This is a genomic window from Marinospirillum minutulum DSM 6287 (genome assembly GCF_000422325.1).
Taxonomy (GTDB): domain Bacteria; phylum Pseudomonadota; class Gammaproteobacteria; order Pseudomonadales; family Halomonadaceae; genus Marinospirillum; species Marinospirillum minutulum.
The window spans coordinates 1-24,076 of the sequence record NZ_AULO01000015.1 but is presented as its reverse complement, the minus strand read 5'-3'; the positions used below and the strand labels follow the sequence as shown (position 1 = coordinate 24,076).

General features: G+C 42.6%; 19 protein-coding genes. 18 read left to right on the top strand and 1 reads right to left on the bottom strand.

Annotated features, from left to right (window positions below):
* Positions 1-6 precede the first annotated feature (6 nt).
* From narJ to H571_RS0109215, 7 genes are all read left to right on the top strand, one after another.
* The gene (gene narJ, locus H571_RS0109245; RefSeq protein WP_027849053.1) at positions 7-732 is read left to right on the top strand and encodes a nitrate reductase molybdenum cofactor assembly chaperone; all 726 of its coding nucleotides are present in this window, start codon (positions 7-9) and stop codon (positions 730-732) included.
* Positions 733-758: 26 nt separating this feature from the next.
* Positions 759-1,436 carry a respiratory nitrate reductase subunit gamma gene (gene narI, locus H571_RS0109240; protein WP_027849052.1) on the top strand — a complete coding sequence of 226 codons (678 nt, stop codon included), beginning with the start codon at positions 759-761 and terminating at the stop codon, positions 1,434-1,436.
* Positions 1,437-1,505: 69 nt separating this feature from the next.
* Positions 1,506-2,318 carry a peptidylprolyl isomerase gene (locus H571_RS0109235; RefSeq protein WP_027849051.1) on the top strand — a complete coding sequence of 271 codons (813 nt, stop codon included), beginning with the start codon at positions 1,506-1,508 and terminating at the stop codon, positions 2,316-2,318.
* 30 nt (positions 2,319-2,348) lie between these two features.
* Positions 2,349-4,049, top strand: coding sequence for a putative bifunctional diguanylate cyclase/phosphodiesterase (locus H571_RS0109230; protein ID WP_027849050.1), 1,701 nt, complete (start codon positions 2,349-2,351; stop codon positions 4,047-4,049).
* Positions 4,025-4,819 (top strand): Crp/Fnr family transcriptional regulator, encoded by a 795-nt coding sequence (locus tag H571_RS0109225; RefSeq protein ID WP_027849049.1) that lies wholly within the window; start codon positions 4,025-4,027, stop codon positions 4,817-4,819. The genes H571_RS0109230 and H571_RS0109225 overlap by 25 nt, the downstream gene beginning before the upstream one ends.
* Positions 4,820-4,946: 127 nt before the next feature.
* Positions 4,947-5,942: a ubiquinone anaerobic biosynthesis protein UbiU gene (gene ubiU / locus H571_RS0109220; protein WP_027849048.1), complete on the top strand. Its 996-nt coding sequence runs from the start codon at positions 4,947-4,949 to the stop codon at positions 5,940-5,942.
* Between the two features lie 24 nt (positions 5,943-5,966).
* The gene (locus tag H571_RS0109215; protein ID WP_027849047.1) at positions 5,967-6,875 is read left to right on the top strand and encodes a U32 family peptidase; all 909 of its coding nucleotides are present in this window, start codon (positions 5,967-5,969) and stop codon (positions 6,873-6,875) included.
* On the opposite strand, the gene ubiT is transcribed toward H571_RS0109215, so the two are convergent.
* Positions 6,868-7,341 (bottom strand): ubiquinone anaerobic biosynthesis accessory factor UbiT, encoded by a 474-nt coding sequence (ubiT, locus tag H571_RS0109210; RefSeq protein WP_027849046.1) that lies wholly within the window; start codon positions 7,339-7,341, stop codon positions 6,868-6,870. The two genes, H571_RS0109215 and ubiT, sit on opposite strands and share 8 nt — an antisense overlap.
* Positions 7,342-7,497: 156 nt before the next feature.
* On the opposite strand from ubiT, the gene H571_RS14810 reads away from it, so the two are divergent.
* From H571_RS14810 to H571_RS14800, 11 genes are all read left to right on the top strand, one after another.
* Entirely contained in the window at positions 7,498-9,255 is a 1,758-nt protein-coding gene (locus tag H571_RS14810; RefSeq protein ID WP_036218035.1) for a ribonucleoside triphosphate reductase, read from the top strand.
* A gap of 10 nt (positions 9,256-9,265) precedes the next feature.
* Positions 9,266-9,442: an anaerobic ribonucleoside-triphosphate reductase gene (gene nrdD / locus H571_RS16190; RefSeq protein ID WP_027849045.1), complete on the top strand. Its 177-nt coding sequence runs from the start codon at positions 9,266-9,268 to the stop codon at positions 9,440-9,442.
* Complete coding sequence (locus H571_RS0109195) at positions 9,399-10,163, top strand: anaerobic ribonucleoside-triphosphate reductase activating protein (RefSeq protein ID WP_342664341.1); 765 nt, start codon at positions 9,399-9,401, stop codon at positions 10,161-10,163. The genes nrdD and H571_RS0109195 overlap by 44 nt, the downstream gene beginning before the upstream one ends.
* A gap of 127 nt (positions 10,164-10,290) precedes the next feature.
* Positions 10,291-11,817, top strand: coding sequence for an FMN-binding glutamate synthase family protein (locus tag H571_RS0109190; protein ID WP_027849043.1), 1,527 nt, complete (start codon positions 10,291-10,293; stop codon positions 11,815-11,817).
* Complete coding sequence (locus H571_RS0109185) at positions 11,817-12,545, top strand: AzlC family ABC transporter permease (protein ID WP_027849042.1); 729 nt, start codon at positions 11,817-11,819, stop codon at positions 12,543-12,545. The genes H571_RS0109190 and H571_RS0109185 overlap by 1 nt, the downstream gene beginning before the upstream one ends.
* Positions 12,535-12,870 carry a branched-chain amino acid transporter permease gene (locus tag H571_RS0109180; protein ID WP_027849041.1) on the top strand — a complete coding sequence of 112 codons (336 nt, stop codon included), beginning with the start codon at positions 12,535-12,537 and terminating at the stop codon, positions 12,868-12,870. The genes H571_RS0109185 and H571_RS0109180 overlap by 11 nt, the downstream gene beginning before the upstream one ends.
* 309 nt (positions 12,871-13,179) lie before the next feature.
* Entirely contained in the window at positions 13,180-15,564 is a 2,385-nt protein-coding gene (locus H571_RS0109175; protein WP_027849040.1) for a TolC family protein, read from the top strand.
* Positions 15,565-15,577: 13 nt separating this feature from the next.
* Complete coding sequence (locus H571_RS15560; protein WP_051168261.1) at positions 15,578-17,227, top strand: LuxR C-terminal-related transcriptional regulator; 1,650 nt, start codon at positions 15,578-15,580, stop codon at positions 17,225-17,227.
* Positions 17,228-17,232: 5 nt separating this feature from the next.
* Entirely contained in the window at positions 17,233-21,105 is a 3,873-nt protein-coding gene (locus H571_RS0109165) for a peptidase domain-containing ABC transporter (protein ID WP_027849039.1), read from the top strand.
* The gene (locus H571_RS0109160) at positions 21,105-22,493 is read left to right on the top strand and encodes an HlyD family type I secretion periplasmic adaptor subunit (protein WP_027849038.1); all 1,389 of its coding nucleotides are present in this window, start codon (positions 21,105-21,107) and stop codon (positions 22,491-22,493) included. Before H571_RS0109165 ends, H571_RS0109160 begins: the two co-directional genes overlap by 1 nt.
* 114 nt (positions 22,494-22,607) lie before the next feature.
* A partial coding sequence (locus H571_RS14800) for a hypothetical protein (protein WP_036218034.1) occupies positions 22,608-24,076 on the top strand: 1,469 nt, incomplete at its 3' end.

The following is a 24,076-nucleotide window of genomic DNA, read 5'->3' as shown; positions in this document are numbered from 1 at the left end:
TAATTCATGCGAAGTTTAGCCCTACTGGCACGTCTGCTGGATTATCCCACTGCTGAGCTGGTTGCAGCTCGGCAGGAGATTAACGATATCTTGCAGAATGACCCTGATCTACCTGATGCCAGCCGACCCTCACTTATCGCTTTGGCTAACGAGCTAGGTAATAACGACCTACTTGATAGCCAAGAAAGCTATGTAGTGACTTTTGATCGTGGTCGTGCCACCTCACTGCTGCTATTTGAGCATGTACACGGTGAATCACGTGATCGTGGCCAAGCCATGGTTGATTTAATGAACGAATACCAACAAGCCGGTTTAGAGATAGATACGCGAGAACTGCCAGACTATCTACCCTTGTTCTTAGAGTTCTTATCAACCCGTGAGTCTGAAGAAATTTTTCAGTGGTTAGGCTCGATTAGCCACATTTTAGCTTTAGTGGCCGAACGCTTAAAACAGCGTGACAGTCATTATGCCGCCATCTTCAATACCCTCGTTGCTTTAGCGGGTGAAGAAGTGGACTGGCAGCAACTAGCAATAACGGTTGCAGCTGAAGAAAGAGATGACACACCTGAAGCGCTCGACAAGGTTTGGGAAGAGGAAATGGTGCGTTTTGTAGATGACCAAGGTGCTTCCTGTGGTGAGTCGCAGGCAGTGAAACAGCGCCGTAGTGATCTGGGTAAAGTGCAGCCCTTGTATATTCAAGAGCCAGCAACTGAATCTAGCTCCAGTCACTAGAGAAGCTGAATTCGAGGAGAGTTCTTATGAGTTACGTTAACACTTTAGTGTTTGGGGTTTATCCCTACATGGCTATGGCAGTATTCATGATTGGTAGTTGGATACGCTATGACCAAGCACAATACACTTGGAAAGCGGGTTCTAGCCAAATGGTCAGCAAAAAAGGCTTACGCTTAGCTAGCAACCTATTTCACGTGGGTATCATTACCATCTTCTTTGGTCACCTAGTTGGCTTGCTAACCCCTTCTTGGGTTTACGAGCCTTTTATGACCGCTACAACCAAGCAAACAATGGCTATTGTTATAGGTGGTATTGCCGGTGTTATGTGCTGGGTAGGTGCGGGGCTTTTACTTAAGCGCCGTTTAACCGACCTCTATGTGCGTGCCACAGGCAGCACTGCTGACCTATTAGTTATAGCAATACTGTTTATTCAGGTTTCCTTAGGGTTAATGACTATTTTCATCAGCCTGGGTCACATGGATGGTTCAGTAATGAAGCAGTTATCGCATTGGGCGCAATCAGTGGTCACCCTACAAGGTAATCCAGCCATTTATATGGAAGGTATCCACCCCATATTTAAGCTGCATATCTTCTTGGGCATGACACTCTTTGTCATCTTCCCCTTCACACGCCTAGTGCATATTTGGAGTGTGCCTTTGGAATATATTAGCCGCCGTTACCAGCTAGTTCGTAAACGCGCCTGATAAACAAGTTAACTGGGTGCCTAGTCACCCAGTTAACCAACCTTCTAAATTTGGAAGAGGTAACTCGCTATGCAAACCATTCCTGTTATGCAAATAAATAACGAACAAGCATCTAACGCTAGTTTTCCAGCGGTTAGAGTGGGTGCGGAATACATCAAGCAAGAAGCCATTGCCCATGAAATGCAATACCACCCAAGCGCCAGCGCAGAAGAAGCTTGGGAAATGGCCGCACGTAGTTTAGTAATAGAAAAACTACTGGCTAGCAAGGCAGAAGCAATGGGTATTCAAGGCGATACGGTTGAGCAACGTACTGCTAATTTATTAGAGCAAGAACTACAGCTACCAGAAATTCGTGAAGACGACTGTTTACGTTATTTTGAACAAAACAAAGCGCGTATGGTTAGCCCTAAGCTCATTAGCCTAAGACACATTTTGTTAGCTGCCGCACCCGATGATGCTGTAGCACGAGATCAGCAAATGCAGGTAGCTAAAAGCCTACTAGAGCAACTCAGCAGTAACCCAGCCAGCTTTACTCAATTAGCGGCTAGCTATTCGGTTTGTGAATCTAAACACCAAGACGGTCATTTAGGACAAATTTCGCGTGGTCAAACTGTGGCTGAATTTGAACGGCAAATTTGGAACCTGCCCATAGGTTTACACCAACAACCGATTGAAAGCCGCTACGGTTATCACTTGGTTTATATTGATCAAAGTGAAGAAGGTGAAGCACTTCCCTATGAAGTGGCAGCACCAAAAATTCGCCAATATTTGCAAGAAAATGCCACACGCACAGCTTTACGCCATTACTTACAAAGCCTAGCCAGTGCTGCACCCGTGCTAGGTATAGATATGGGGCAGTCAGATTCACCGTTAATGCAGTAGTTTTTACCGAAGTTAAAAGGAGAAGTCACCATGCTGATAGAGGAATTAAGTAGTCCCAAGTACAGTAATGACCACTATCTTCTTCAGTTTCTTGAAGCTACTTTTAACAATACAGATAATGGCATTATTCTAACCGATGAAAATCTGAAGATTATTGCCATTAATCAAGCATTTACCCTTATAACTGGCTACTCTTATAACGATATAAAAGACCAAACACCACGCATTCTAAAGTCTGGTAAGCATGATTTAAGTCACTACAAAAAAATGTGGCAAGAAATTACTAGATTTGGGTTTTGGCAGGGCGTGATGGTAAATAAAAATAAAGCCGGTGAGCAATATACTGAATGGCTAACAATTAAGGCTATAAAAGATAAAGAAGGTAATATTTTTCGCTATATAGGAATAATGTACAACCTGTCTTTATTTGAAGAAAAGCAAAAAACGATTAACTTTCTTAAATCTTGCGATAGCGCGACATCCCTACTTAACCGTAGTGCAATAGTTGATTATTTAGCAGGGTTAGATAAAGAAACCAAGCAGCAATTATTTTTATCCGTAATTGATATAGACCACTTCTACTTTATTAATGAAAGGTATGGTACAGCAACAGGCGACTTGGCTTTAAAAGAAATAGCTAAAAACCTTAACAGACTCACTTTACCTAATGAAAAACTAGCACGTATAAGTGCCGATAAATTCTTACTGGTTGGTCAATTTGAAGACCAACACAAGCTGGCTTTAAGGCTAGCTTCACTAAAAAATAAAGTAAGTAAAAACTATTTTATTAACAGCTACTCAATAGATATCAACCTAAGCCTAGGTATTGAATTAGGAAAAAATGAACTAAACGATGTAAGTACCCTTTTAAGAAATGCTGAGCAGGCTTTAACTCAGGGTAGAAAAATTAGCTATGGTCTAGTGCACTTTTTTGAATCTAGTCAAAACAGCCTAACCCTAGAAGAAATCAACCTAGCAAGAGAGCTAAGCCATGCCTTCGATAATCAACAAATGGAGCTTTACTATCAACCTAAAGCATCCTTGGTAACCGGACAAATATTTAGTAGCGAAGCACTCATTCGCTGGAACCACCCACAACACGGTGTTATTGCCCCAGACAAGTTTATTCCTTTGGCAGAGCGCTATGGACTTATTCATCGTTTAGGTCACTGGGTGCTTGAAGAGGCATGCGAACAGCTTAATCGGTGGAAAAAAACCACCTTTTCTAACTTTAAAATTGCCGTAAACATGTCTTTACAGCAGCTAATGGATGTACGTTTTTTAGATTCACTAAAGCAGGTGCTAAAAAAATACAACATAGTTAAAGGCTTAGAAATAGAGCTAACAGAAAGTGTGTTGTTAAGCCAAGAAAAAAACGGCTTAAGAATACTCGAAGAAATTGCAGGCATGGGCATTCAACTCAACATTGATGACTTTGGTACAGGTTATTCAAACCTCAGCTACCTAAGAAAAATGCCAGTAAAATTCTTAAAAATTGACCGCAGCTTTATCACTGAAATTATTGATAACACTAGCGATCAAATGATTGTTAGAAGCATTATTGCCATAGGGCATAACCTAGGTATGCAAGTAATCGCAGAAGGTGTAGAAACTCAACAACACTGCGCCTGGTTAAAAAGCAATCAATGTGATTTTATTCAGGGTTACTTATTGACCCGTCCACTACCTATTACGAGGTTTGAAGAATGGATAGGCAACCAACAAATTTAACCCCACCGACTAGAAAGCCAGTAAGAAACTGTGTTTTACCCAGTATAGCTTGCAAAAAAAACACTAGCCTTGGTCCTGTCAATGGCTTGTGTGATATGCGCTGCCTAGTTCGCAGCCACCCTTTGTTTAAGCAAATAAATAAAGAAGACTTTGAAGTTATTCTTACTAAAGCCAAGCACCTAGATTTACAAACGCATACTAGCATTTACCGAGAAGGCGAAAGCTGTGAACGTTTTTTCCTAGTCATTGAAGGTGCTGTAAAACTCTTTATGCTGGGTGAAGATGGCACAGAACGAATCGTTGGTAATGCAACTAAGTTGCAAGCCATAGGAGAGCATGAAGTATTTACTACTAAAAAAACTTTTAGTCACTTTGCTGAAACCACAACACCCACTCGACTTATTAGTTTTTCTGCTGCTATTTATTTAAAACTATTAGAAAAAAACAACCTTTCTGCACTTAGTTTTTTAAGCTACCTAGCAGAAAAAAGATCTAACCATTTTTCTGAAATTGAAGTAGTAACAACAAGCAATGCACGCCAAAGGGTTATTACCTACCTTAAAAGTATTTGTGACAAACAAAGCACTAGCAGTATAAATAATATTGTTTTGCCTATACCTAAATACCAAATAGCATCCTACTTAGGAATGAAGCCTGAAACTTTTTCTAGAATTCTTTCTGACTTAAAAGAAAACAACCTTATCAGTACCAATAAAAGAGAGATCATTATTAACGACCCAGAGCTTTTTGTTGCTAACAATTTATTTTAATAAGTTGATAACTATCAAGAGTCATATCTGGCAAGCCGCTATATTTAATTAGCTCATGTCAGATAAATTTTATCTGCCACTTAGCCTGAAGGTCTCCCCCTTCGGGCTTTTTTTATAGGAGTTTACTATGGAGCTGGTTTGTCCTGCTGGTAGCCTACCAGCACTTAAAGTAGCGGTAGACCAAGGCGCCAATGCTGTTTATTTAGGCTTTCGTAATTCCACCAATGCTCGCCAATTTGCTGGCCTTAACTTTAGTGAAAAAAAAGCCGCTGAGGGTATTAACTATGCCCATAACCAGGGTTGTAAAGTTTATTGTGCCATTAATACCTACCCCCAACCGGCTGGCTGGCAAGAGTGGACAAGGGCTGTCGATCAGGCCGCTAACCTAGGTGTTGATGCACTTATTTTGGCAGATATAGGCCTGCTAGATTACGCCACCCATAAGTATCCAGCAGTTAACCGCCATTTATCCGTACAAGGTTCGGCAACCACTGCCGCTGCTTTACAGTTTCATGCTGACAACTTTGGAATTAAACGCGCCGTTTTACCTAGAGTGCTTTCTGCTGCCCAGGTTGCAGACCTAGTTAAAAGCTCGCCCGTAGAACTCGAGGTTTTTGGCTTTGGTAGTCTTTGCATTATGGTTGAAGGGCGCTGCTACCTTTCTTCTTACCTAACCGATGAATCACCCAACTCGCGTGGCGCTTGTTCGCCCGCTAAAGCTGTGCGTTGGGAAGAAACACCCCAAGGCTTAGAATCTAGGCTCAACGGTTCGCTTATTGACCGTTACCAAGCAAATGAAAGTGCTGGCTACCCTACCTTGTGTAAAGGCCGATTTAAGGTGGGCGCAGAAACCTACCATGCGCTGGAAGAACCCACCAGTTTGAATACTCTGGATTTGCTGCCTCAGCTAAAAAAAATGGGCATCGTTGCTATCAAGCTAGAAGGCCGACAACGCAGCCCTGCCTATGTAAAACAAATTGTTGAGGTTTGGCGGCAAGCACTTGATGCACTAGAAAAAGAGCAGGACAACTTCAAGCTGGCTAATCCTTGGCAAAAAACTTTAAGCAACTTATCTGAAGGTTCAACTACTACCCTAGGTGCTTACCACCGCCGCTGGAAATAACACTTATTTACTGGAGTAAATCCAATGAAACTAACCCTTGGTCCGCTACTGTATTTTTGGCCCAGCAAAGAAGTGCATCAATTTTATGGTCAAGTTGCTGAGCTACCCGTTGATGTAGTCTATCTAGGCGAAACCGTTTGCTCTCGCAGGCGTGAATTAAAACAGCAAGATTGGTTAGAGATTGCACAAGTATTAAGCAATGCAGGCAAAGAAGTCGTTATTGCAACACAAACCCTGTTGGAATCCAGTGCAGATTTACGATCCCTTTATAAGCTGCTTGAGGCAGTTAAAGCCAAAGACAACAACTGGCTAATTGAAGCCAATGATTTAAGCGCTGTTCAAGTTTGTAAAGCGTTAGAGCTGCCTTTTGTTGCGGGTGCGGCAATTAATATTTACAACGCCGCCACCCTGCAAAAGCTTGCTGAACAAGGAATGCAACGCTGGTGTTTTCCTGTGGAACTGTCACGCTCAACCCTTGCCGACCAGCAGGCCTTTATTCAGCAGAATACACCCACCCTAGAAACCGAAGTTTTTGCCTTTGGGCATTTACCGCTTGCTTGGTCGGCACGTTGCTTTACTGCGCGTCACCATGACTTACCTAAAGACCGCTGCCAGTTTGTGTGCCTAGATTACCCAGCAGGTTTGCCTTTAAAAACCCAAGAGAACCAACAGCTTTTTACACTTAATGGCATTCAAACCCTTTCGGGCGCTTGCCATAACTTAATTCAACAACTACCCGATATGCAGCAACTAGGGGTGAGCCATGTGCGTATTAGTCCTATTTATCAAGGTTTAGAAGCGGTTGTGCATAAGTTTGATTTGGCTCGCCAAGGTCAGCTTCCAAGCAGCGACCCCTTGCAACTAGTCGAGCTAGACTCTTGTAATGGCTACTGGTTTGGCGAGCCAGGCGGTGAACAGATAAATACTAACTAGTTAGGGCAACTCGATTTAAAAGCCCACCTACCCAACCTTTATCTAAGGACCAATCCAAACTATCGAGCAGGTTTTTTACACCCAAACCTAGCTCGGTATCCCCTTCAATTATTAACAGGCGACGAAAAAACAAACCATCAGGGTCTTCTTTACGCAAAGCTAACTGTACAAAGGCTTGCCAGTTACCACGAATCACCGTTTCACCCAGTTTATCTGCTACCTCTAGGCGCTGATTGTTTAAGGTTAAAGTCACCTCTATACCTAAATCTTGCACCTTAAGGCTTAAGTAACGTCCTTCCAATAATTCAAACTCCTCCTCTTTTAATGCTTCTGCAAACAAGCGGTTTAGGCGAGGCTCTAAAACGGCTTTTTTTACCCTAAGCGGCAGGTGTGAATTTAATTTACTCAACCAACGACTTGGCTCTAAAAGTCTGTGCAACGCAGTAGGCAAGGGGGGTGGTAGCATTTTGTTTCCTTATTGATGAACTGAGCAGCCATCTTAAAAGATCATCAACTAACCAAGCTTGATATTCATCAAGGTGGTCTTTTCCAACTAGCTTAAGCTCTTAACCACTAGATATTGTGTTTAATCTAAAAAAACTAACTATATACGGCATACATTATGAATAGCATACCTTCGATTAACTACCCAACAAACCACCAACAGGTAGATGTTCGACACACCATAGAGGAATATTTACATCGCGATGATTGGCGAGTTCGTGCTAATGCCAATCAAGGCTATTCGTTAGGTGGCATGATTCTTAACGTAGCAGGCAAGGTGACAGCTAACTATTGGTTAAATGAAGTTTACTCACCTGCCATAGGTGCGGCACACCGTTCAGGTGATTTACATATCCATGACTTAGATATGTTATCTGGCTATTGTGCTGGCTGGTCTTTAAGGCAGTTATTATTTGAAGGTTTTAATGGTGTGCCAGGACGTGCAGAAAGCAATCCGCCACGCCATTTATCCAGTGCTTTGGGGCAGATGGTTAACTTTTTAGGCACCTTACAAAATGAATGGGCGGGTGCTCAGGCTTTTAGTTCTTTTGATACCTATTTAGCACCTTTTGTACGCAAAGATAAGCTAAGCTACCGCCAAATAAGGCAAAGTATTCAGGAGTTTATTTATAATTTAAACGTACCTTCACGCTGGGGTACGCAAACACCTTTTACCAATTTAACGTTTGATTGGGTTTGCCCTGTCGATTTAGCAGAGCAAGTACCCGTTATTGGTGGCGAAGAACAACCCTACACCTATGGTGACCTACAAGAAGAAATGGATTTGCTTAACCGTGCTTACTTAGAAGTTATGCTAGAAGGCGATAGCAAATCACGTGTTTTTACCTTTCCTATTCCCACCTACAACATTACCCCTGAGTTTGATTGGGATTCCCCCAACACTGAATTGCTGTTTGATTTAACCGCTCGCTATGGCTTGCCCTATTTCCAGAACTTTTTAAACTCCGACCTAGAGCCGCACATGGTTCGCTCTATGTGTTGCCGTTTGCAGTTGGATGTACGTGAACTACTTAAGCGGGGTAATGGGCTGTTTGGTTCTGCAGAACAAACCGGCTCTATCGGTGTGGTTACTATTAACTGTGCTCGACTTGGCTACCTTTACCAGGGTGATTGGCAGGCTTTGCTTACCCAGCTAAATAAACTACTCGACTTGGCTCGTGACAGTTTGGAAGTTAAGCGCCAGCGCATTCAACAGTGGATGGATGAAGGGCTTTACCCTTATTCCAAGCGTTATTTAGGTACCCTGCGTAATCATTTTTCCACAATAGGTGTTAATGGCATTAATGAAATGCTGCGTAATTTTTCTAAGGATGCACTGAATTTAGTTGACCCAGAAGGCCAGCGATTAGCCCTAGCTTTGCTAGATTTTATTCGGGAAAAAATGCAGCAGTTTCAAGAAGAAACAGGGCATCTTTATAACTTAGAAGCCACACCGGCAGAAGGCACAACTTACCGTTTTGCCAAAGAAGACCTAAAACACTACCCAGATATTTTACAAGCAGGCACGCTTGAAAAACCCTATTACACCAACTCTAGCCAGCTACCCGTAGGCCATACCGACGACCCTTTTGAAGCTTTAACTCTGCAAGATGCACTGCAAAAGCGTTATACCGGCGGTACGGTATTGCACCTTTATATGCGTGAAAAAATTTCTAGTGCCCAAGCCTGCAAACAGCTAGTTAAAACCGCTTTAAGCCGCTTTCATTTACCCTACCTAACCATTACGCCTACTTTTTCTATCTGCCCTGTGCATGGGTATTTAGATGGGGAGCAAGAATTTTGCCCTAAGTGTGATGAGGCCTTACTAATTAAAAAGCGCCAAGCCCAACAAGCAGTAGAAAAAACCAACCTTTAGGAGAAAGACCATGAACAATGAAACCCAACTAACCAACAACTTAAAACTTGAAGACCACGAACGTCAGCGCTGCGAAGTTTGGACAAGAGTAATGGGGTATCACCGTCCTGTTGCTCAGTTCAACCCTGGCAAACAATCGGAACATGCAGAGCGCCGCCACTTTACTGAAACTAGTTACGCTAGTTAAAACTAAGATGCTAACTGCTAACCATTTAGTGGTCGCTGGGCTAACCCCCATGACCACTTTAGATTTCCCCGACCACCTAGCCTGCGTTGTCTTTACCCAAGGCTGTCCGCTGCGCTGTGGTTATTGCCATAACCCACAAATGCTGCCCAACGCACCTCAAGACGCTAGCCCTAACTGGCAAGTGATAGAAACATTTTTAACTAGCCGTATTGGTTTATTAGAAGCGGTGGTATTTAGTGGTGGCGAACCCACCAGCCAACCAGCACTTTTACCTGCGGTTATTCAGGCGCATCAGCTAGGGTTTAAAGTTGGGCTACACACTTCTGGCATTAACCCTTCACGCTTAGAAAGTTTACTGCCTTACCTCAGTTGGGTGGGGCTAGATATAAAAGCTGAGCCAGCTAACTACCAAGCAGTCACTGGGCGACCCGGTGTTGCTGTAAAAGCGGAGCAAAGTTTGAGCCTATTACAAACTTCTAAAGTTGACTATGAAGTAAGAACCACACTTCACCCAAAAGATTTTGACTTAGCTGCGATTAACAGCCTATTAAACTGGCTAGCTAGCAAACAGGTTAAGAAAGTTGCCTTACAAGTTGCTAGAGCGGGACAATGCTTAAGCCCTGCCTACCAAAGCATTTCCCAACCCTTTTTAACCTCTGAGTTAACCGCTATTATTCAGCAACAGGCAGTCAACTTTTCTCAACTCTTATTACGTGACTAATCAAAATTATAAATAACCACCCAATGGCATTTCTCTAGTTACTCTATGACTTTTTAAACACTGAGTTGGCCTTAGTGACCACTTCAAGCTAGCATAAGAGGGTTATTCATCTACCGGATAGAAACCCATGAATGAAAGCTGGATTCAAGCCGCTGCTATTTTTGTTGTTGTTATAGGTACTTTGTTTTTATTACTGCTGCTTGGCTTGCTCATCGCTGCATTTTTTATGTACCGTGCAGACCAAAAGCAAACAGCCCATAGCATTCGTCGTAACTATCCTTTAATTGGTCGTTTTCGCTATATTTTTGAGCATTTAGGTGAGTTTTTGCGTCAATACTTCTTTGCTATGGATAGAGAAGAAATGCCTTTTAATCGTGCTCAGCGTTCTTGGGTTTATCGTGCTGCTAAAAATATTGATAACACCATTGCCTTTGGTTCTACCCGTGACCTAACCAAGCCTGGCACTTATTACTTTTTAAACTGCCCCTTTCCTACCCTTTCTGAAGATGCAGCCACAACCCAACCCTTACGCATTGGTCAAAACTGCCCTACACCCTATGATGCACCTTCGTTTTTAAATATATCAGGTATGAGTTTTGGTGCCCTGTCTAAACCTGCCATTCAAGCCCTAGCTATGGGTGCAGCTAAAGCAGGCTGCTGGATGAATACAGGTGAAGGTGCTTTATCTAAATATCACCTAGAAGGCGGTTGCGACATTGTTTTCCAAATTGGTACGGCTAAATACGGTGTGCGTGATGAACAGGGCAAGCTAGACGATTCCAAACTGAAAGCCTTGGCTGCTATGGAACAGGTGAAAATGTTCGAGATCAAGCTTTCGCAAGGTGCCAAACCCGGTAAAGGCGGTATTTTGCCGGGTGAAAAAGTAACCCCTGAAATTGCTGAAGCACGTGGTATTCCTGCTGGTGAAGCATCCATAAGCCCTAACCGCCACCCAGAAATTCACAGCATTGATAGCCTGCTTGATTTTATAAGCCATGTACGTGAAGTGACCGGAAAACCCGTGGGCTTTAAGCTAGTGCTAGGTACAACACGCTGGCTAAGAGATTTTTGTGATGCTGTTAATGCTAGAGGGATAGACTCAGCACCCGACTTTATTACCCTAGACAGTTCAGATGGTGGAACGGGTGCAGCGCCCATGCCTTTAATGGATAGCGTTGGCTTACCGCTAAGAGACAGCCTTCCACTTTTAGTTAACCAACTTATTCATAAGGGTTTAAGAGAGCGTATTCGTGTTATCGCTTCTGGCAAACTGATTAACCCAACCGAAGTTGCTGCGGCCATTTGTATGGGTGCAGACTTTGTTGTTACAGCACGCGGCTTCTTATTTGCTTTAGGTTGCATTCAAGCCTTGCAGTGCAATAAAAATACCTGCCCAACGGGTATTACTACCCATGACCCACACCTTCAACAAGGTTTAGTGCCCAGTGTTAAAGCTGTGCGTGTTGCTAACTACCACCACAATCTAGTGCATGAAGTAGAAACCATTGCTCACTCTTGTGGTGTAGCCGAACCTAGGCTATTAACAAGGGAACATGCTGCCGTTGTGGTGGATGGTGGCGCTGTGGCACTTAACCTGCTTTACCCTGAAACTTCTCGCCGTTTAAAGCCAGAGATAATGGAAAAGAGTAGTTAATGCCACAACATAATTGGCTAATTGCCCTTAAAACATCTTTGCCAGTACTGTTTGGCTATCTACCCTTGGGCGCTTCTTTTGGCGTTTTATTCAGTACCCAACTGGACTACGCCTGGTGGATAGCACCGCTTATGGGGGTCATTATTTATGCTGGCTCGGGTCAATTACTGGCTGTCACTTTGCTGGTTACCTTTACAGGATTAACCCAAGTATTTATTGCCATGCTGCTATTAAATGCTCGCCACGTTTTTTATGGGCTTTCTTTGCTAGAAGCTTTTAAGGGTGCTGGTTGGCGTAAACCCTATTTAATTTTTGGACTAACCGATGAAACCTATTCGCTGTTAACGTGCCGCGCTCGTAGTGAAGATAAAAAGCGAGAACAACAAATTGATTTTTTAATTACGCTATTTAACCAAGGTTACTGGATAGTGGGTTGTGGTTTAGGTGCTTGGCTAGGGCGTGCGCTTACCTTTGATGCAACAGGAATAGAGTTTGCGCTAGTTGCCTTATTTATTGTGCTTTGCATAGAACAGTACAAGGCCTTGCAATCAAGCTTCCCCATTTGGCTAGGTTTTGCTGCGGGCTTATTCTCCCTATTAGTTTTTCCTGAAAGCCAACAACTCCTAATTGCTATGCTGCTTATTTGTGTGGTGCTCTTTTGGCAGTACCCAGCCAACAAACACCGTTATAAAAATCGCCTAGCAAGAGGGCCTGTCGATGAGCAATGAAACCCTTTACCTGCTTAGTTTTATACTCGTTACTGCGGCAGCTACTTTTTTAACTCGCTTAATGCCTTTTGCTTTCTTAGGCAAACACAGCAGCCACCCTTTAGCACAACACCTTGGGCGCTACCTACCCGCTGGCATTATGGCGGTATTAGTAGCTATTTTTCTGCCCCGTTCAGCCCATTGGCAAGTGCCAGTTTTTGGCTTAGATGCACTAGTGCCTGCTGCGTTAGTTATTGTCTTACACCTATGGCGGCGTAATGCGCTGCTTTCCATGCTAGCAGGTACTAGCTGCTATATGCTTATTCAGCAACAGCTTAGTTTTTAGTGTGTTTTAGTCAGACTAAGAGAGAATAACTAGACCTAGATCAGCTTTTTGCTTAAATAGCTTTTCAGTTGCCCAACATTTTGTTACATTTCCCTGCCAACTAACTATAAAAACGACTAACTCTAGTAAGAGAATCAAGCCAGCCTAAAGAATCCAGCCTATTACTTTTGTTTACAAAATTCTCATCTAATGCTTGGTAATGGAAAGGTAGGCCTAAGCTTCTGAATAAAAGAGCTAGTAGAACTCCCGACTTCTTTTGTAGAGATAATTGCTTATGTTACTGCCGTATTTTCAAGAGGCTTGCGTGTTGTGAGAATCTTTTTTCTACTAATCGCCCTTGGATTAGCTGCTTGTTCATCTACACCAGATGAAGTAAGCAAAGATATAGTTACCCTTCCTGAGTTGGGGGACGAAGTAACCTCAGTCAACAACACTGCTGAAGTTTCTACAAAAAACCCAACCATACAAGCGCCTAACGACGTTGACTTTAATTTATGGTGGCGCTACACAGGCAATAGAGAATTAGAAGTTTTAATTGATCGGGCAATTACCAACAGCCAAAACTTACAAATAGCCGCACAGCGGGTTGTGCAAGCAAAAGCACGTTACCTTCAAGCAAAAGCACAAGGCTTGCCTTTAATAACTGCTCAAACAAGCTACAACTTAGAAGCACCGCTTGGGGGCATAGGTTCTGTTCCAAGAGGGGGCACACCTAGGCAGCAGAAAGAGCTTGAAGTTGGTTTAACCGGTAGCTACACCCTAGACCTTTGGGGGCAGCGCAAAAGCTTAAGTGAATCTGCAGACCTCAAGCTTAGGCAAGCAGTTTTTCAATACGATGCTCAGCTTCTCGATTTAATCTCACGGCTAGCTAAAAGCTATTTTCAGTACCTCTCGCTAAATGACCGAATAGGTAACACTAAAGAAACTGAAAAAGCCCTAACCTCTATGCTCTTAGCTATGGAGGATCGCTATCGTTTAGGTGATGCCACGGTTGTTGAAATGCAAATTCAACGCTCTGCTATTTTTAGTACCCGTGTTCGCCTACCCACCTTGTTAAAAGAACGCCAGCAACTGCGTTATGAAATAGCACACCTTATGGGTATTGCACCAGGCACACTACAGCTTTCTGATGCTGGCCTGAAAAGCATTGCTCTACCTAAAAGTGTCCAAGGCATTTCTACTGCCCATTTATTAAGACGACCTGATATACGTACCATTGAGTCGGGTATGCTAGCGGCTGATGCCGATTTAGACGTTGCTTGTAAAGCACTTCTACCTGGGCTTACGCTAGCAGCCGATTTAAGTTCTGGGGTAAGAAACCCTGCCGATCTTTTTCAACCTAACACCCTAATTTGGAATGCACTAGGTACTTTGAGTGCGACTGTTTTTGATGGTGGTGCAAAAGAACAGGAAGTTAAGTTTGCTCAAGCAGTCCGTAACGAACTCATTGAAAGCTATGTCAACACAGTTCATAACGGGCTACTTGCAGCAAGAACAGCAGTAACAGAATTAGAATATAGTGGTGAGCGTTTGGCCATGCAGCAAGAGTCAGCCAAGGCTGCCAAAGTTGCACAAGACTTTGGGTTTGAGTCTTATTCAGTCGGTGGAATCGACTTTTTAACCTTCCTTGACTCGATGGAATCTTATCAAGAGCGGCAAGATAACCTTTATCAGTTAGAGCTTGAATATTATCAAGCCTTTGTCGATTTTTATTCTGCTTTAGGCGGTGGTATTCCTTACCGAGAAATCAGTGAAAACAACCCTGTTTTTAAAACCAACCAAAAGCAAGATGCACTGTTTGAATCCTCAACCTTAGAAAACAAGGCGCTAGGTTGGCTAGAAAAACCTCAAGAATTTACTGCTAGCCCTTGGTTAGTAAAGTTAGCGGGGGTATTTGATCGCTTTGCTATCGAAGCTTTAATGCGCGATTTACCCCGCAGATACGCAAGCCTGCAACCTGCTGAAACCTTAATTGTTGAGCAGGTGGGCGTAAATATACCTACACCAGCAGGTGATGCCGTTTGGTATTCCGTTAACTTTACAGGCTTTGAGCAAGAGCAAGATGCCGTTGCTTGGTGCCAAATGTTAAGAAGTAAGCAACAACGCTGTACCCTTTATAAACCAAAAGAAAACTTTGAATATATAGGCTGGTTTAGTGTTAATGAAATAGAAAAACAATCCCACCTGCTAGGCGAGTCTTTTCAAGCCTTACACCTAAATGCTGATCAGGAAACAGGCGAAGGGACTAGACAAGCAATTGATTACACTGAGTACGGCAGCAATAAAGCTAACCAGCTAAGCAGTACAGAGTTTGGGCGTTTATATTCTTTACTAAAAATAGAAGCTGATCAGGCCTGGTTAATTGATAACCGCACCTATGCCATTCAGGCTGCTTCTGTTGGAGAAATGCTAGCCTTTGGAAGTCAGTTAAAGAAAGCCAGTTCCAATAGGGCTATCGTTACTTATCAAAACAATGACTATTTATTACGCCCTATTTATAGTTTTGAAGGTGTTGAAAAAAGCCCTGATGGACAGCTTATTGCTCGCATTCACTCAGGCGGACAAGAAGATGAGGTTTATTATCACCGAGTGGGCGACAGCCTTTATGGTGGCGGTCTAATTCAAGCAATCACTGCTAAGCAAATTAGCATTGACTGGAAAGGTACGCAGATTTCGCTACCGATCATGGAGTGATCAGAGGCTAGTCATGGCAAAACAACCCCTTACAACATCCGCTGTTTCTGTTATTGCTGAATTAACACAGCGCCAAGAACAAATTCTGGCGCTTATGCAGCAGGGTAAGGTTAATAAAGAAATTGCTAAAGAGCTCAATATTAGCTTAGGCACTGTTAAGCAACACTTGGTAACCATTTTTAAAAAGCTTAATGTAAAAAACCGCACCATGGCAGTTGCTCGTTTGGCTGAATTTAAAGATCAGTCAGAATTTGATACAGCTTTTTCTCAACAAACCTTAATAACCCATCGCCCTGCTATTATTTTAAGCTTAAAAATACCTAGCCAACTGCCTCTTACTGCCATGAAGCTTTTTCATACCAGCCTTTCTGAAATGGCTTTTGATAACCAAGCACTGTTTATTAGCCGAGAAGCAGGCGATGGCGATTTAATTTTTGGCTTGAAACGCTCCTCAACTCAAGATATGCGTATGGCTATTCAGGTTGCAGAGCATTTTTTTCATAGGATGCAAGCCTTTATTGAGGAGCAGCCTAAACCTAGCGAATCTAAGCTAGCTTTAACGGGCGCACTAATAGCAGGGCTAATAAAGGTTAGCCAAAACCGTTTTGGTGGTTGGTCCGGTGAGACGGTAGGTAGCCATTTATTAACGCAAGCACATAAGCTTAGAAGCATTACAGCAACTGGCTACCTAGCTTTTGATTCTTCTGTTCTATCCATTATGCAGGCTTTTGATTTACTCTTACCAAGTAGCGCTGCTAACCAGCTCGCTTTTTCTGAACTGCACCAGTTAAACAATTGGAATACACCAACCGACCTTCCTTTAATAGGCCGTGATTCAGAGCTTTTGTTTATTCATGACTTGCTGGCTAAAAAGTACTCTATTCTGGTGCTAGAGGGTGAAAGCGGCATGGGCAAATCTCGTCTGTGCCGAGAAGCTGCACGCTTAGCACTTAAAGACAGTTGGCAGGTTTTTTATGTTCATGCTTTATCTTCTGGCTTGCTTACTAGTGAGCAGCACACCTATTTAGATAGGTTAGATAAAGTGCTGCTTGAACTTAGCCCAACCACCAACAATTTTTTGATTTTAGATAACGCCCATCACCTAACAGCAGAAAACAAAACACTGCTGATTAATTTTCTAAATAAATTACCTAAAAACACTCAAGTTATTATTTCTGGTCGCCAACCGCAAAGCTACGCTATTAGCAAAACACTCAGCTCTATTTATCGTTTAAAGCAGATTAATAGGTTAGATAAAAACGCTAGCGTTTCTTTAATTAACAGCAGAACAACCGAAGAACAGACCACCATTTTAGATCAGGCACGTGGTATCCCCTTGTTTATCCGTGAGCTAGTAAAAGCTACAAATGATGCACCGCTATCACTGGCACTAATGATCACGATTGCCTCTCGTATTGATAAATTTAAAGTCGACTGGAAGCTGCTTTATTGCATTGCTATTCACCAACAGCCGGTTACTTTGCAACACCTTAGTGAGCTAATGAAAGACGATTTAATCTACACAGAAACTTCTATTAAGCAGGCGGAAGCACTTGGCATTTTAAACTACCAAGCAGGTGTCGCTTCTTTTAAACACCCACTTGTAAAAAAAGCCCTTAGTTACTTCTTTCACTACAACCCTAATACAAATCTGGTTAAGTAAAGCACATGAGCCTGAATTCAAATAATACGACTGTATCGGAAACAAAAGTAAGCGTTATCGGCTCTTTAAGAAAAGTGCTTGCATCACGCGACTTACAGCTTTTAATTCCTATTATTGTACTCGCCTCTTTAATGACCAACCTGCTTGCTTTAGCTTTACCTCTTGGCATGTTGCAAATTTTTGACCGTGTTTTAAAAAATGAATCCATTCATACGCTGGTTGTTTTAGCGCTTGGCATAGTGCTAATGATGGTTTTAGAAGAAGTACTTAAGGGAGTGAATGCAACCGTTACTAACTGGCTAGGTGCAAGATTCAAACACAAAGCTAGTATGCAGGTACTTAATAAAGTTTTTCAAATTCCTATGCGGCTTTTTGGTAAAGAAGAACCTGGCGCTTATGCGGAAAAAATGCAGGCAGCATCTAAGGTTTCTGATGTTTATTCAGGCAATGCCCTCTTAGTTCTGCTAGACCTGCCCTTTGTATTTGTTTTTCTGGGTGTTATTTGGTTGGTAGCTGGCAGCCTGGTTATTGTTCCTATCTTATTGATTCTCTTCTTTATGCTAGCCATGCTGTTTTTTGGTCGTTGGATGTACAAACAAATTGTTATGCGTGATCTTAACGATGAAAGGCGCATTAGCTTTTTAACTGAAGTGCTAGCGGGTATTTTATCAATTAAAACTATGTCGCTAGAAAGCATTATGCAAAGACGCTATGAGCGTTTAAAAGAAAGTAGCGCTAGTCAGGGTGAGCGGTTATTTTTTGGTAATAATTTTGCCAGCAACCTTGGCAGTATTATGTCGCAGGTAATGATAGTTTTAGTTATCTTTTTTGGTGCTTTATTGGTGCTAGAAGGCGACATGAGCTCAGGAGCACTTGCTGCCTGCATGATGCTATCGGTTAGGGCGCTGCAGCCTTTACAAAAAGGCTTAAGTATTTGGATGCGCTACCAAGCATTTGTTGCGGGGGATAAACGCTTAACCGAGCTTTTGTCTATGCCCAGCCACTCTGAAACTGGCTTAACGCCTCTGAGTTCCGTTAATTATGGGCTTAGCCTAAAAGATGTTTCTTTAAGTTTTGATGTAGAAGGTGAAAAAAAGTACCTTTTTAAAGCACTCAACTTAGATATACCCAAGGGACAGTGCCTAGCCATTCGTGGTGACAGTGGCAGTGGTAAAACAGCCTTACTCTCTTTAATTAATGGCATTGAAGAGCTTGATGAGGGGGTCGTGCTGGTTGATGACAAGCCTATCAATCAATTCCAATCTGAAAGTCTCCGCCAAACAATCGCTATGTTGCCGCAAGAGGGCGTTGTTTTTGTAGGCTCAATTTTAGACAACCTAACCATGTTTGAACCTAATCGAGAAGCAAGAGCTTTAGAAATTGCTAAACAGATAGGTTTAGATTTTATTATTGCTAGCATGAAACAAGGTTATCAAACGCCTTTAGGTGAAAATGCGAGTGAAACGCTACCCATGGGTGTTCGTCAGCTAATTGCCATAGTTCGAGCACTTGCATTCAACCCTGCTGTTATTTTATTTGATGAAGCTAACAGCGCCTTAGACTTTGAAAGTGATAAAAAGCTGCGTCAATACTTAGAGTCACGCAAGGGTGAGCTAACCATGGTCATGGTCACTAATCGCCCATCCATGATTAAACTTGCAGATACTATCTACCGTATTCATGAGGGTAAATTAGAGCCGGATGAAGGCAAGTTTATCTTTTCTCGTAAAGATCAAGAAGACCTTGTGTTTGAAAAGCCTGGGGCCGATGACTCCATAGATTCTGTTATTAAAACACGCGTATTTAATGAATCTGACTTGTCGCGCTGCCTACTCCCCTTAGCCTATTCTCTAGGTTGGAATGAAAGTGCCCGCGAATTTGCTCAAGCACTACCCCACCTAGCTGACCATATAGATTTATCTTACTTTTTTGGTGCCATGGCTAACATGGGTTTTCGGGCACGCTATTTTGGTGCTCACTTCAAAAAGTTTGATGACCGTTTGCTACCTTGTGTTTTTATGCCTGAAGATAAACCTGCAATGGTAGTGCTAGAGGCTTTACCTAATGGGTCTTATAAGATTTTTAATAGTGAAACTAACCGTGAAGAAGTTTGGCAAACCCTACCTTCTACTAGTGGTGAAATTTATGTTTTTCAACCCCTAGCTGTAAGTAATGATGCTAATAAAAAGTCTTGGGTAAAGTCACTGTTTTGGAAGTTTCGTAAGCATTTATCGCTTATTTTTATTATTACTTTACTAAGCACTGCGCTGGCTATAACGCCTTCCCTCTTTGTTAGATCTGTATTTGATACCGTCATACCCAGTGGCGATATAGTTATGGGTGCTTATCTTTTAATTGGAGTGTTTTTAGCTATAGGTGTGAGTTGGTTTTTAAACCTGCTCCGTGGAAAGCTGCTTGCTTACATAGGTGGTCGAATTGAGTATGTGTTAGGAAACTCAATTTTTGAGCGTGTTCTCAGATTGCCAGCGGCATCTTTGAACGGTGTTTCTGTTAGTCGGCAAATTAGTCGAATTAAAAGTTTAGAGCGCTTAAGGGATTTGTTTTTGGGGCCTCTGGTCACGCTTATTTTTGATCTGCCAGCCAGTCTTATTCTGCTAGTGGTTATTTTTATTATTAACCCTTGGGCTGCTGGCGTTATGTTAATTACCATTACTGCATTTTTATTGCTGCTTTTCTTAACACGTTCTGGGGTTGATCAATCCGCTGAAGCTGTTTCTGAAGTGTCTGGTAAAAAAAGTGAACTGATAGATGAGTCTTTAGGAAAGATGGCTGGATTACGTACACTCGGCGGGCAAGGTGTTTGGATGAGGCGTTTTCGAGATATTAGTGGCACATCTGCTCATACCGAGTTTGCGGAGCAGCAGGCACAGCAAAAAATAGCGGCTATTTCTCACCTTATTGGTAGCTTCACTGGCTTAGCTATTCTGGTTACTTCTGCTTATATGGTTATTCAAGGGGCAATTACTCCCGGCACTATCATGGCCACCATGATTTTGGCTTGGCGTTTAATTTCACCTTTGCAAAACTTGTTTACTGCTTTAACTAGCTGGTCTCGCATTTCAACTAATATTTTTCAAGTAAATCAGTTAATGAAGCTAGCTCAAGAAACGGATGGCTATAACCATAAAGCCAACCGCTTTTTAAATGCAGGAAGCTTAGACTTTAATCGTGTTTCTTTTCGTTATGCTGCCGACCTAGACCCTGTTCTTTTAGGTATAACCTTTAAAGTACCTACCAAAAAATTCTTAGGTGTTACTGGCCCAGACGGTTCGGGTAAATCTACCTTGCTACTGTTGCTTAGCCGCCTTTATTACCCTCAGGCTGGCTCTATTAAAATTGATGCCATAGATACTCGACAGTTAGCCGCTGATTATTTGCGCTCTACCATTAGCTACATGCCTCAGGAGTGTGACATTTTTTATGGCACCTTAGCGCAAAACTTAAGGCTAGTTCACCCAGCAGCAACAGAAGAGGAGCTTTGGTGGGCTATTAAGATGGCAGGGCTAGATAAAGACGTGGAGCGTATGGAAAAAGGGCTGAATACGAGAATTTCTAATACCAGTACCGATCAGATATCTAGTGGTTTTAAGCAGCGTTTATCTTTAGCCCGTACCATTTTAAAGCCTGCATTAGTGGTTCTTTTAGATGAGCCAGGTAATGGTATGGATGATGCAGGAGAAGAAGCTCTTATGCGCTGTATTAACTGGTTAAAGGGACGTGTCACTTTAATTCTTGTAACACCCCGTCCAAGCCATTTGCGTAATGCTGACTATATTCTTTATATGGAAAATGGCTCGATTACAGCACGTGGCAACTATGCTGAGGTTGAAGATAAAATTATGGCAGGACTAAACTAATGACTAAGCCTTCTAAGCAAGAAAAAACAGATGGACTACTAGGTTCCTATATGGATTCGCAGGGATCAAAAGTCTCTTTTGGTGCGCGTCAGCGTAGACTTTTATCTGAAACAATCCAGGTAGAAGATGAGTTAATACCTTCTTACGCTAAACCAGTGTTGTTTTTAATTGTTTTTTTAGTGGTCGTTTTCTTTATTTGGGCATCGCTAACTCAACTTACTGAAGTAACCCTTGCTCCAGGCGAAATTGTCCCTTCAGGTCAAATTAAAGTTGTTCAGCACTTAAATGGTGGAACCATAGCAGAAGTGTTTGTTGAAGAAAGAACAGCCGTTAAGGAAGGTGATCTACTTGTTAAGCTAGATGACACTAGGGCACTTTCTGACTTACGGCAAATAGAAGGACGCTTGGCATCACTTAAGTTAAGAGCTGAGCGCCTAGAAGCCTTCATTATGAACCGTGAACCTGACTTTAGCCGTTACGATGTTTCCTACTCAACCCTGGTGGCAGTACAGCAGGAGCAGCTAAATAATCAGCTACGTGTCAAAGACTTAACGCTCGATATTCTTAACCGACAAATTCAGCAAAGAGAATCTCGGTTAGAACAGTTAACTAAATCGCTTGAGGCAGCAGGAAAGCATCGAAAACTAACGGAGCAAATGCTTAGTATGCGCCAAGAAATGGCTGAAAAACGCCTAGTTACTCGTATTACCCTGCTAGAAACAGAGAGAGCTGCAATTACTGCCCGTGGCGAAGAAGATAGAATTTTGAAAGAAATCAATCTAATAGAGCAAGAGCTTGCAGAAGCTCAAAGCCGCTTCTTCGAAACTCAAAACCAAATTCTTCAAGAGCCACTAGAAGAGCTAGGGCAACTAGAAGCACAGATAGCAGAAACAGAAGAAGAGCTAAGCAAAGTAACCAGTCGCTTGGATGAGTTATGGGTAAGAGCACCGGCCACTGGCTTGGTGTTTAACCTAGCAATCAATAACCAAATGCAGGTGATTCAACCCGGTGCCGTTCTTATGCAAATTGTGCCCGATCATGTTGAGCTCCAGGCAGAAGTGCGTATTTCCCCAGATGACATAGGTTACCTTCACTTAGGGCAGAAGGTGAACATTAAAGTCAGCAGCTATGATTTTGCTCGTTATGGCTATGCTAAGGGTACGTTAAGTCGAGTCTCAGCATTTAGTACTTTGGATGAAAGAGAGCAACCCTATTTTAAAGGTTGGGTCTCTTTAGAGAAAAGCTATTTAGGGAAGGAAGAAAGCCAGTTTCCTTTAATGCCCGGTATGGTGGTTTCTGCTGATATTTTAACAGGTGAAAAAACACTTCTAGCCTACCTTGCTGACCCCATCACTAAAGGGCTAGCTAATAGCTTTAATGAGCGTTAACCCCAGTCAGATAAAATATAACTTATGGCTAGCTGCTAAATAGCTTTGTTGCAGCTAGTCTTGTACTAACCAAAATAAATATAAATCTATCTCTTCCACCCGAGGTGTTTAGTTATGGCTGACCAACCAGATAATTCAAATGAACAAAATATTTCAGATGAAGCCCTATTATTTGATGAATCTACCGTCTTAAGCCGTAGCGAAACTGCTGAGCCTAAAGAGCAAGAAAGCAACGATACTTCAGATGTTTTAGGCAACACACAAGAGTCGGGTAATGAAAATATTCAAACCTTTACCCCTGAAGCATTTTCTGTTGATCACACTGAATACACTGATGGTCAAATAATAACTGAAGCACTTTCAAGCAATGCGCCCCCAGATGAAAATACTCGCCTTAATGCTGGCGCAGTTGATACAACTAGCGGTGAACAACAGCTAGTTAATGAAGCTAACCCGCCCATAGTTACCGACCCAATTAATCCGCCTGCTGATGACCAAAATGAAAACCCTGGCACCTCAGAGGCTGCTGTTGATGACTTTATTACTCCGTTAGAATCGCTCAGTAACTTGGCACAAGGCAACCTAACAGAACAAGAAAATGATTTTACAGAAACCCAGCCTTTAGAACCTAGACTAGAATCACCTCAAGCTATCCCAGACCCGGGCACACTGCTTCCAGAAGATGAGCCAACAGAGGTAGTGTTACGCTTATTTGCAGTAGTGGATGGCAAATATGTGCCAGTCAATACCCTTTACGAGCCGGGTTTTCAAGGTTCTGGGCAAGAGTTTCCGGACGTTGGTCAGTACATAGTTCTTGCTTTTGATAACCAGGGTAATCAGCTACCTATCCAGCCAGGTGGCACAGTTACTGTTTCTATTGGTCTACCTTCAGACAGCGCAACCGCTGGTGTGGATTATTCTTCACCTACCACCCTATCTGTCACTATTGGGCAAATGTTTGAGGTTAAGACAAAAGATGACTCTTTATCTGATTCAGGTGAAAGTTTCACCCTTAGCCTAAACAATGACTGGAGTAACCCAGAAGGTTTTGACCTAGTTACCTATGGCGACAAAGTAACCACCACTATTCTTGATGAAACGGCCAATGACCCAGCCGACACCAGTGACAATGACTCGGCTTTCACTCTGAAGCTTTTTGCTTCCGATGACCAAGGCAACCTTTTGTTGGATGCCAATGGCAATCCAGTCGATGCAACGCAAATCCATGAAGATGCCGCCAATGGCGATACCTCTGCACACTATGTGGTTAAAGCCGTGGATGCCAGTGGCAATCTGCTTGCTAATCAGCCAACAGGTGAGGTTGAGGTTAACTTTAAGAATAACGGCACCACCAGCAATGCAGATTACACCACCAGCAATACCACCGTTACTCTAGGTACTGCTTTTAGTGCCACAGCAGTCGACGATGCCTTAGCGGATAGTGGCGAAACCTTTACCGTGTCTTTGGTGGATAAGTCTTACAACCAAGATGCCGCCAATACTGCCGATGGTAGTGGCACTTATGAAACCGTGACTTACGATAAAGCCACAGTAACCACCACTATTCTTGATGAAACGGCCAA

What these genes read in the sequence shown, in the direction of transcription:
- ubiT (WP_027849046.1), bottom strand. Translation starts at nt 7,341, where the DNA reads ATGCTACCACCCCCCTTGCCTACTGCGTTGCACAGACTTTTAGAGCCA.
- H571_RS0109180 (WP_027849041.1), top strand. Translation starts at nt 12,535, where the DNA reads ATGAGCAATGAAACCCTTTACCTGCTTAGTTTTATACTCGTTACTGCG.
- narI (WP_027849052.1), top strand. Translation starts at nt 759, where the DNA reads ATGAGTTACGTTAACACTTTAGTGTTTGGGGTTTATCCCTACATGGCT.
- nrdD (WP_027849045.1), top strand. Translation starts at nt 9,266, where the DNA reads ATGAACAATGAAACCCAACTAACCAACAACTTAAAACTTGAAGACCAC.
- ubiU (WP_027849048.1), top strand. Translation starts at nt 4,947, where the DNA reads ATGGAGCTGGTTTGTCCTGCTGGTAGCCTACCAGCACTTAAAGTAGCG.
- H571_RS0109225 (WP_027849049.1), top strand. Translation starts at nt 4,025, where the DNA reads ATGGATAGGCAACCAACAAATTTAACCCCACCGACTAGAAAGCCAGTA.
- H571_RS0109195 (WP_342664341.1), top strand. Translation starts at nt 9,399, where the DNA reads ATGCAGAGCGCCGCCACTTTACTGAAACTAGTTACGCTAGTTAAAACT.
- H571_RS0109215 (WP_027849047.1), top strand. Translation starts at nt 5,967, where the DNA reads ATGAAACTAACCCTTGGTCCGCTACTGTATTTTTGGCCCAGCAAAGAA.
- H571_RS0109165 (WP_027849039.1), top strand. Translation starts at nt 17,233, where the DNA reads ATGAGCCTGAATTCAAATAATACGACTGTATCGGAAACAAAAGTAAGC.
- H571_RS15560 (WP_051168261.1), top strand. Translation starts at nt 15,578, where the DNA reads ATGGCAAAACAACCCCTTACAACATCCGCTGTTTCTGTTATTGCTGAA.
- H571_RS14810 (WP_036218035.1), top strand. Translation starts at nt 7,498, where the DNA reads ATGAATAGCATACCTTCGATTAACTACCCAACAAACCACCAACAGGTA.
- H571_RS0109190 (WP_027849043.1), top strand. Translation starts at nt 10,291, where the DNA reads ATGAATGAAAGCTGGATTCAAGCCGCTGCTATTTTTGTTGTTGTTATA.
- H571_RS0109235 (WP_027849051.1), top strand. Translation starts at nt 1,506, where the DNA reads ATGCAAACCATTCCTGTTATGCAAATAAATAACGAACAAGCATCTAAC.
- H571_RS0109160 (WP_027849038.1), top strand. Translation starts at nt 21,105, where the DNA reads ATGACTAAGCCTTCTAAGCAAGAAAAAACAGATGGACTACTAGGTTCC.
- narJ (WP_027849053.1), top strand. Translation starts at nt 7, where the DNA reads ATGCGAAGTTTAGCCCTACTGGCACGTCTGCTGGATTATCCCACTGCT.
- H571_RS0109230 (WP_027849050.1), top strand. Translation starts at nt 2,349, where the DNA reads ATGCTGATAGAGGAATTAAGTAGTCCCAAGTACAGTAATGACCACTAT.
- H571_RS0109185 (WP_027849042.1), top strand. Translation starts at nt 11,817, where the DNA reads ATGCCACAACATAATTGGCTAATTGCCCTTAAAACATCTTTGCCAGTA.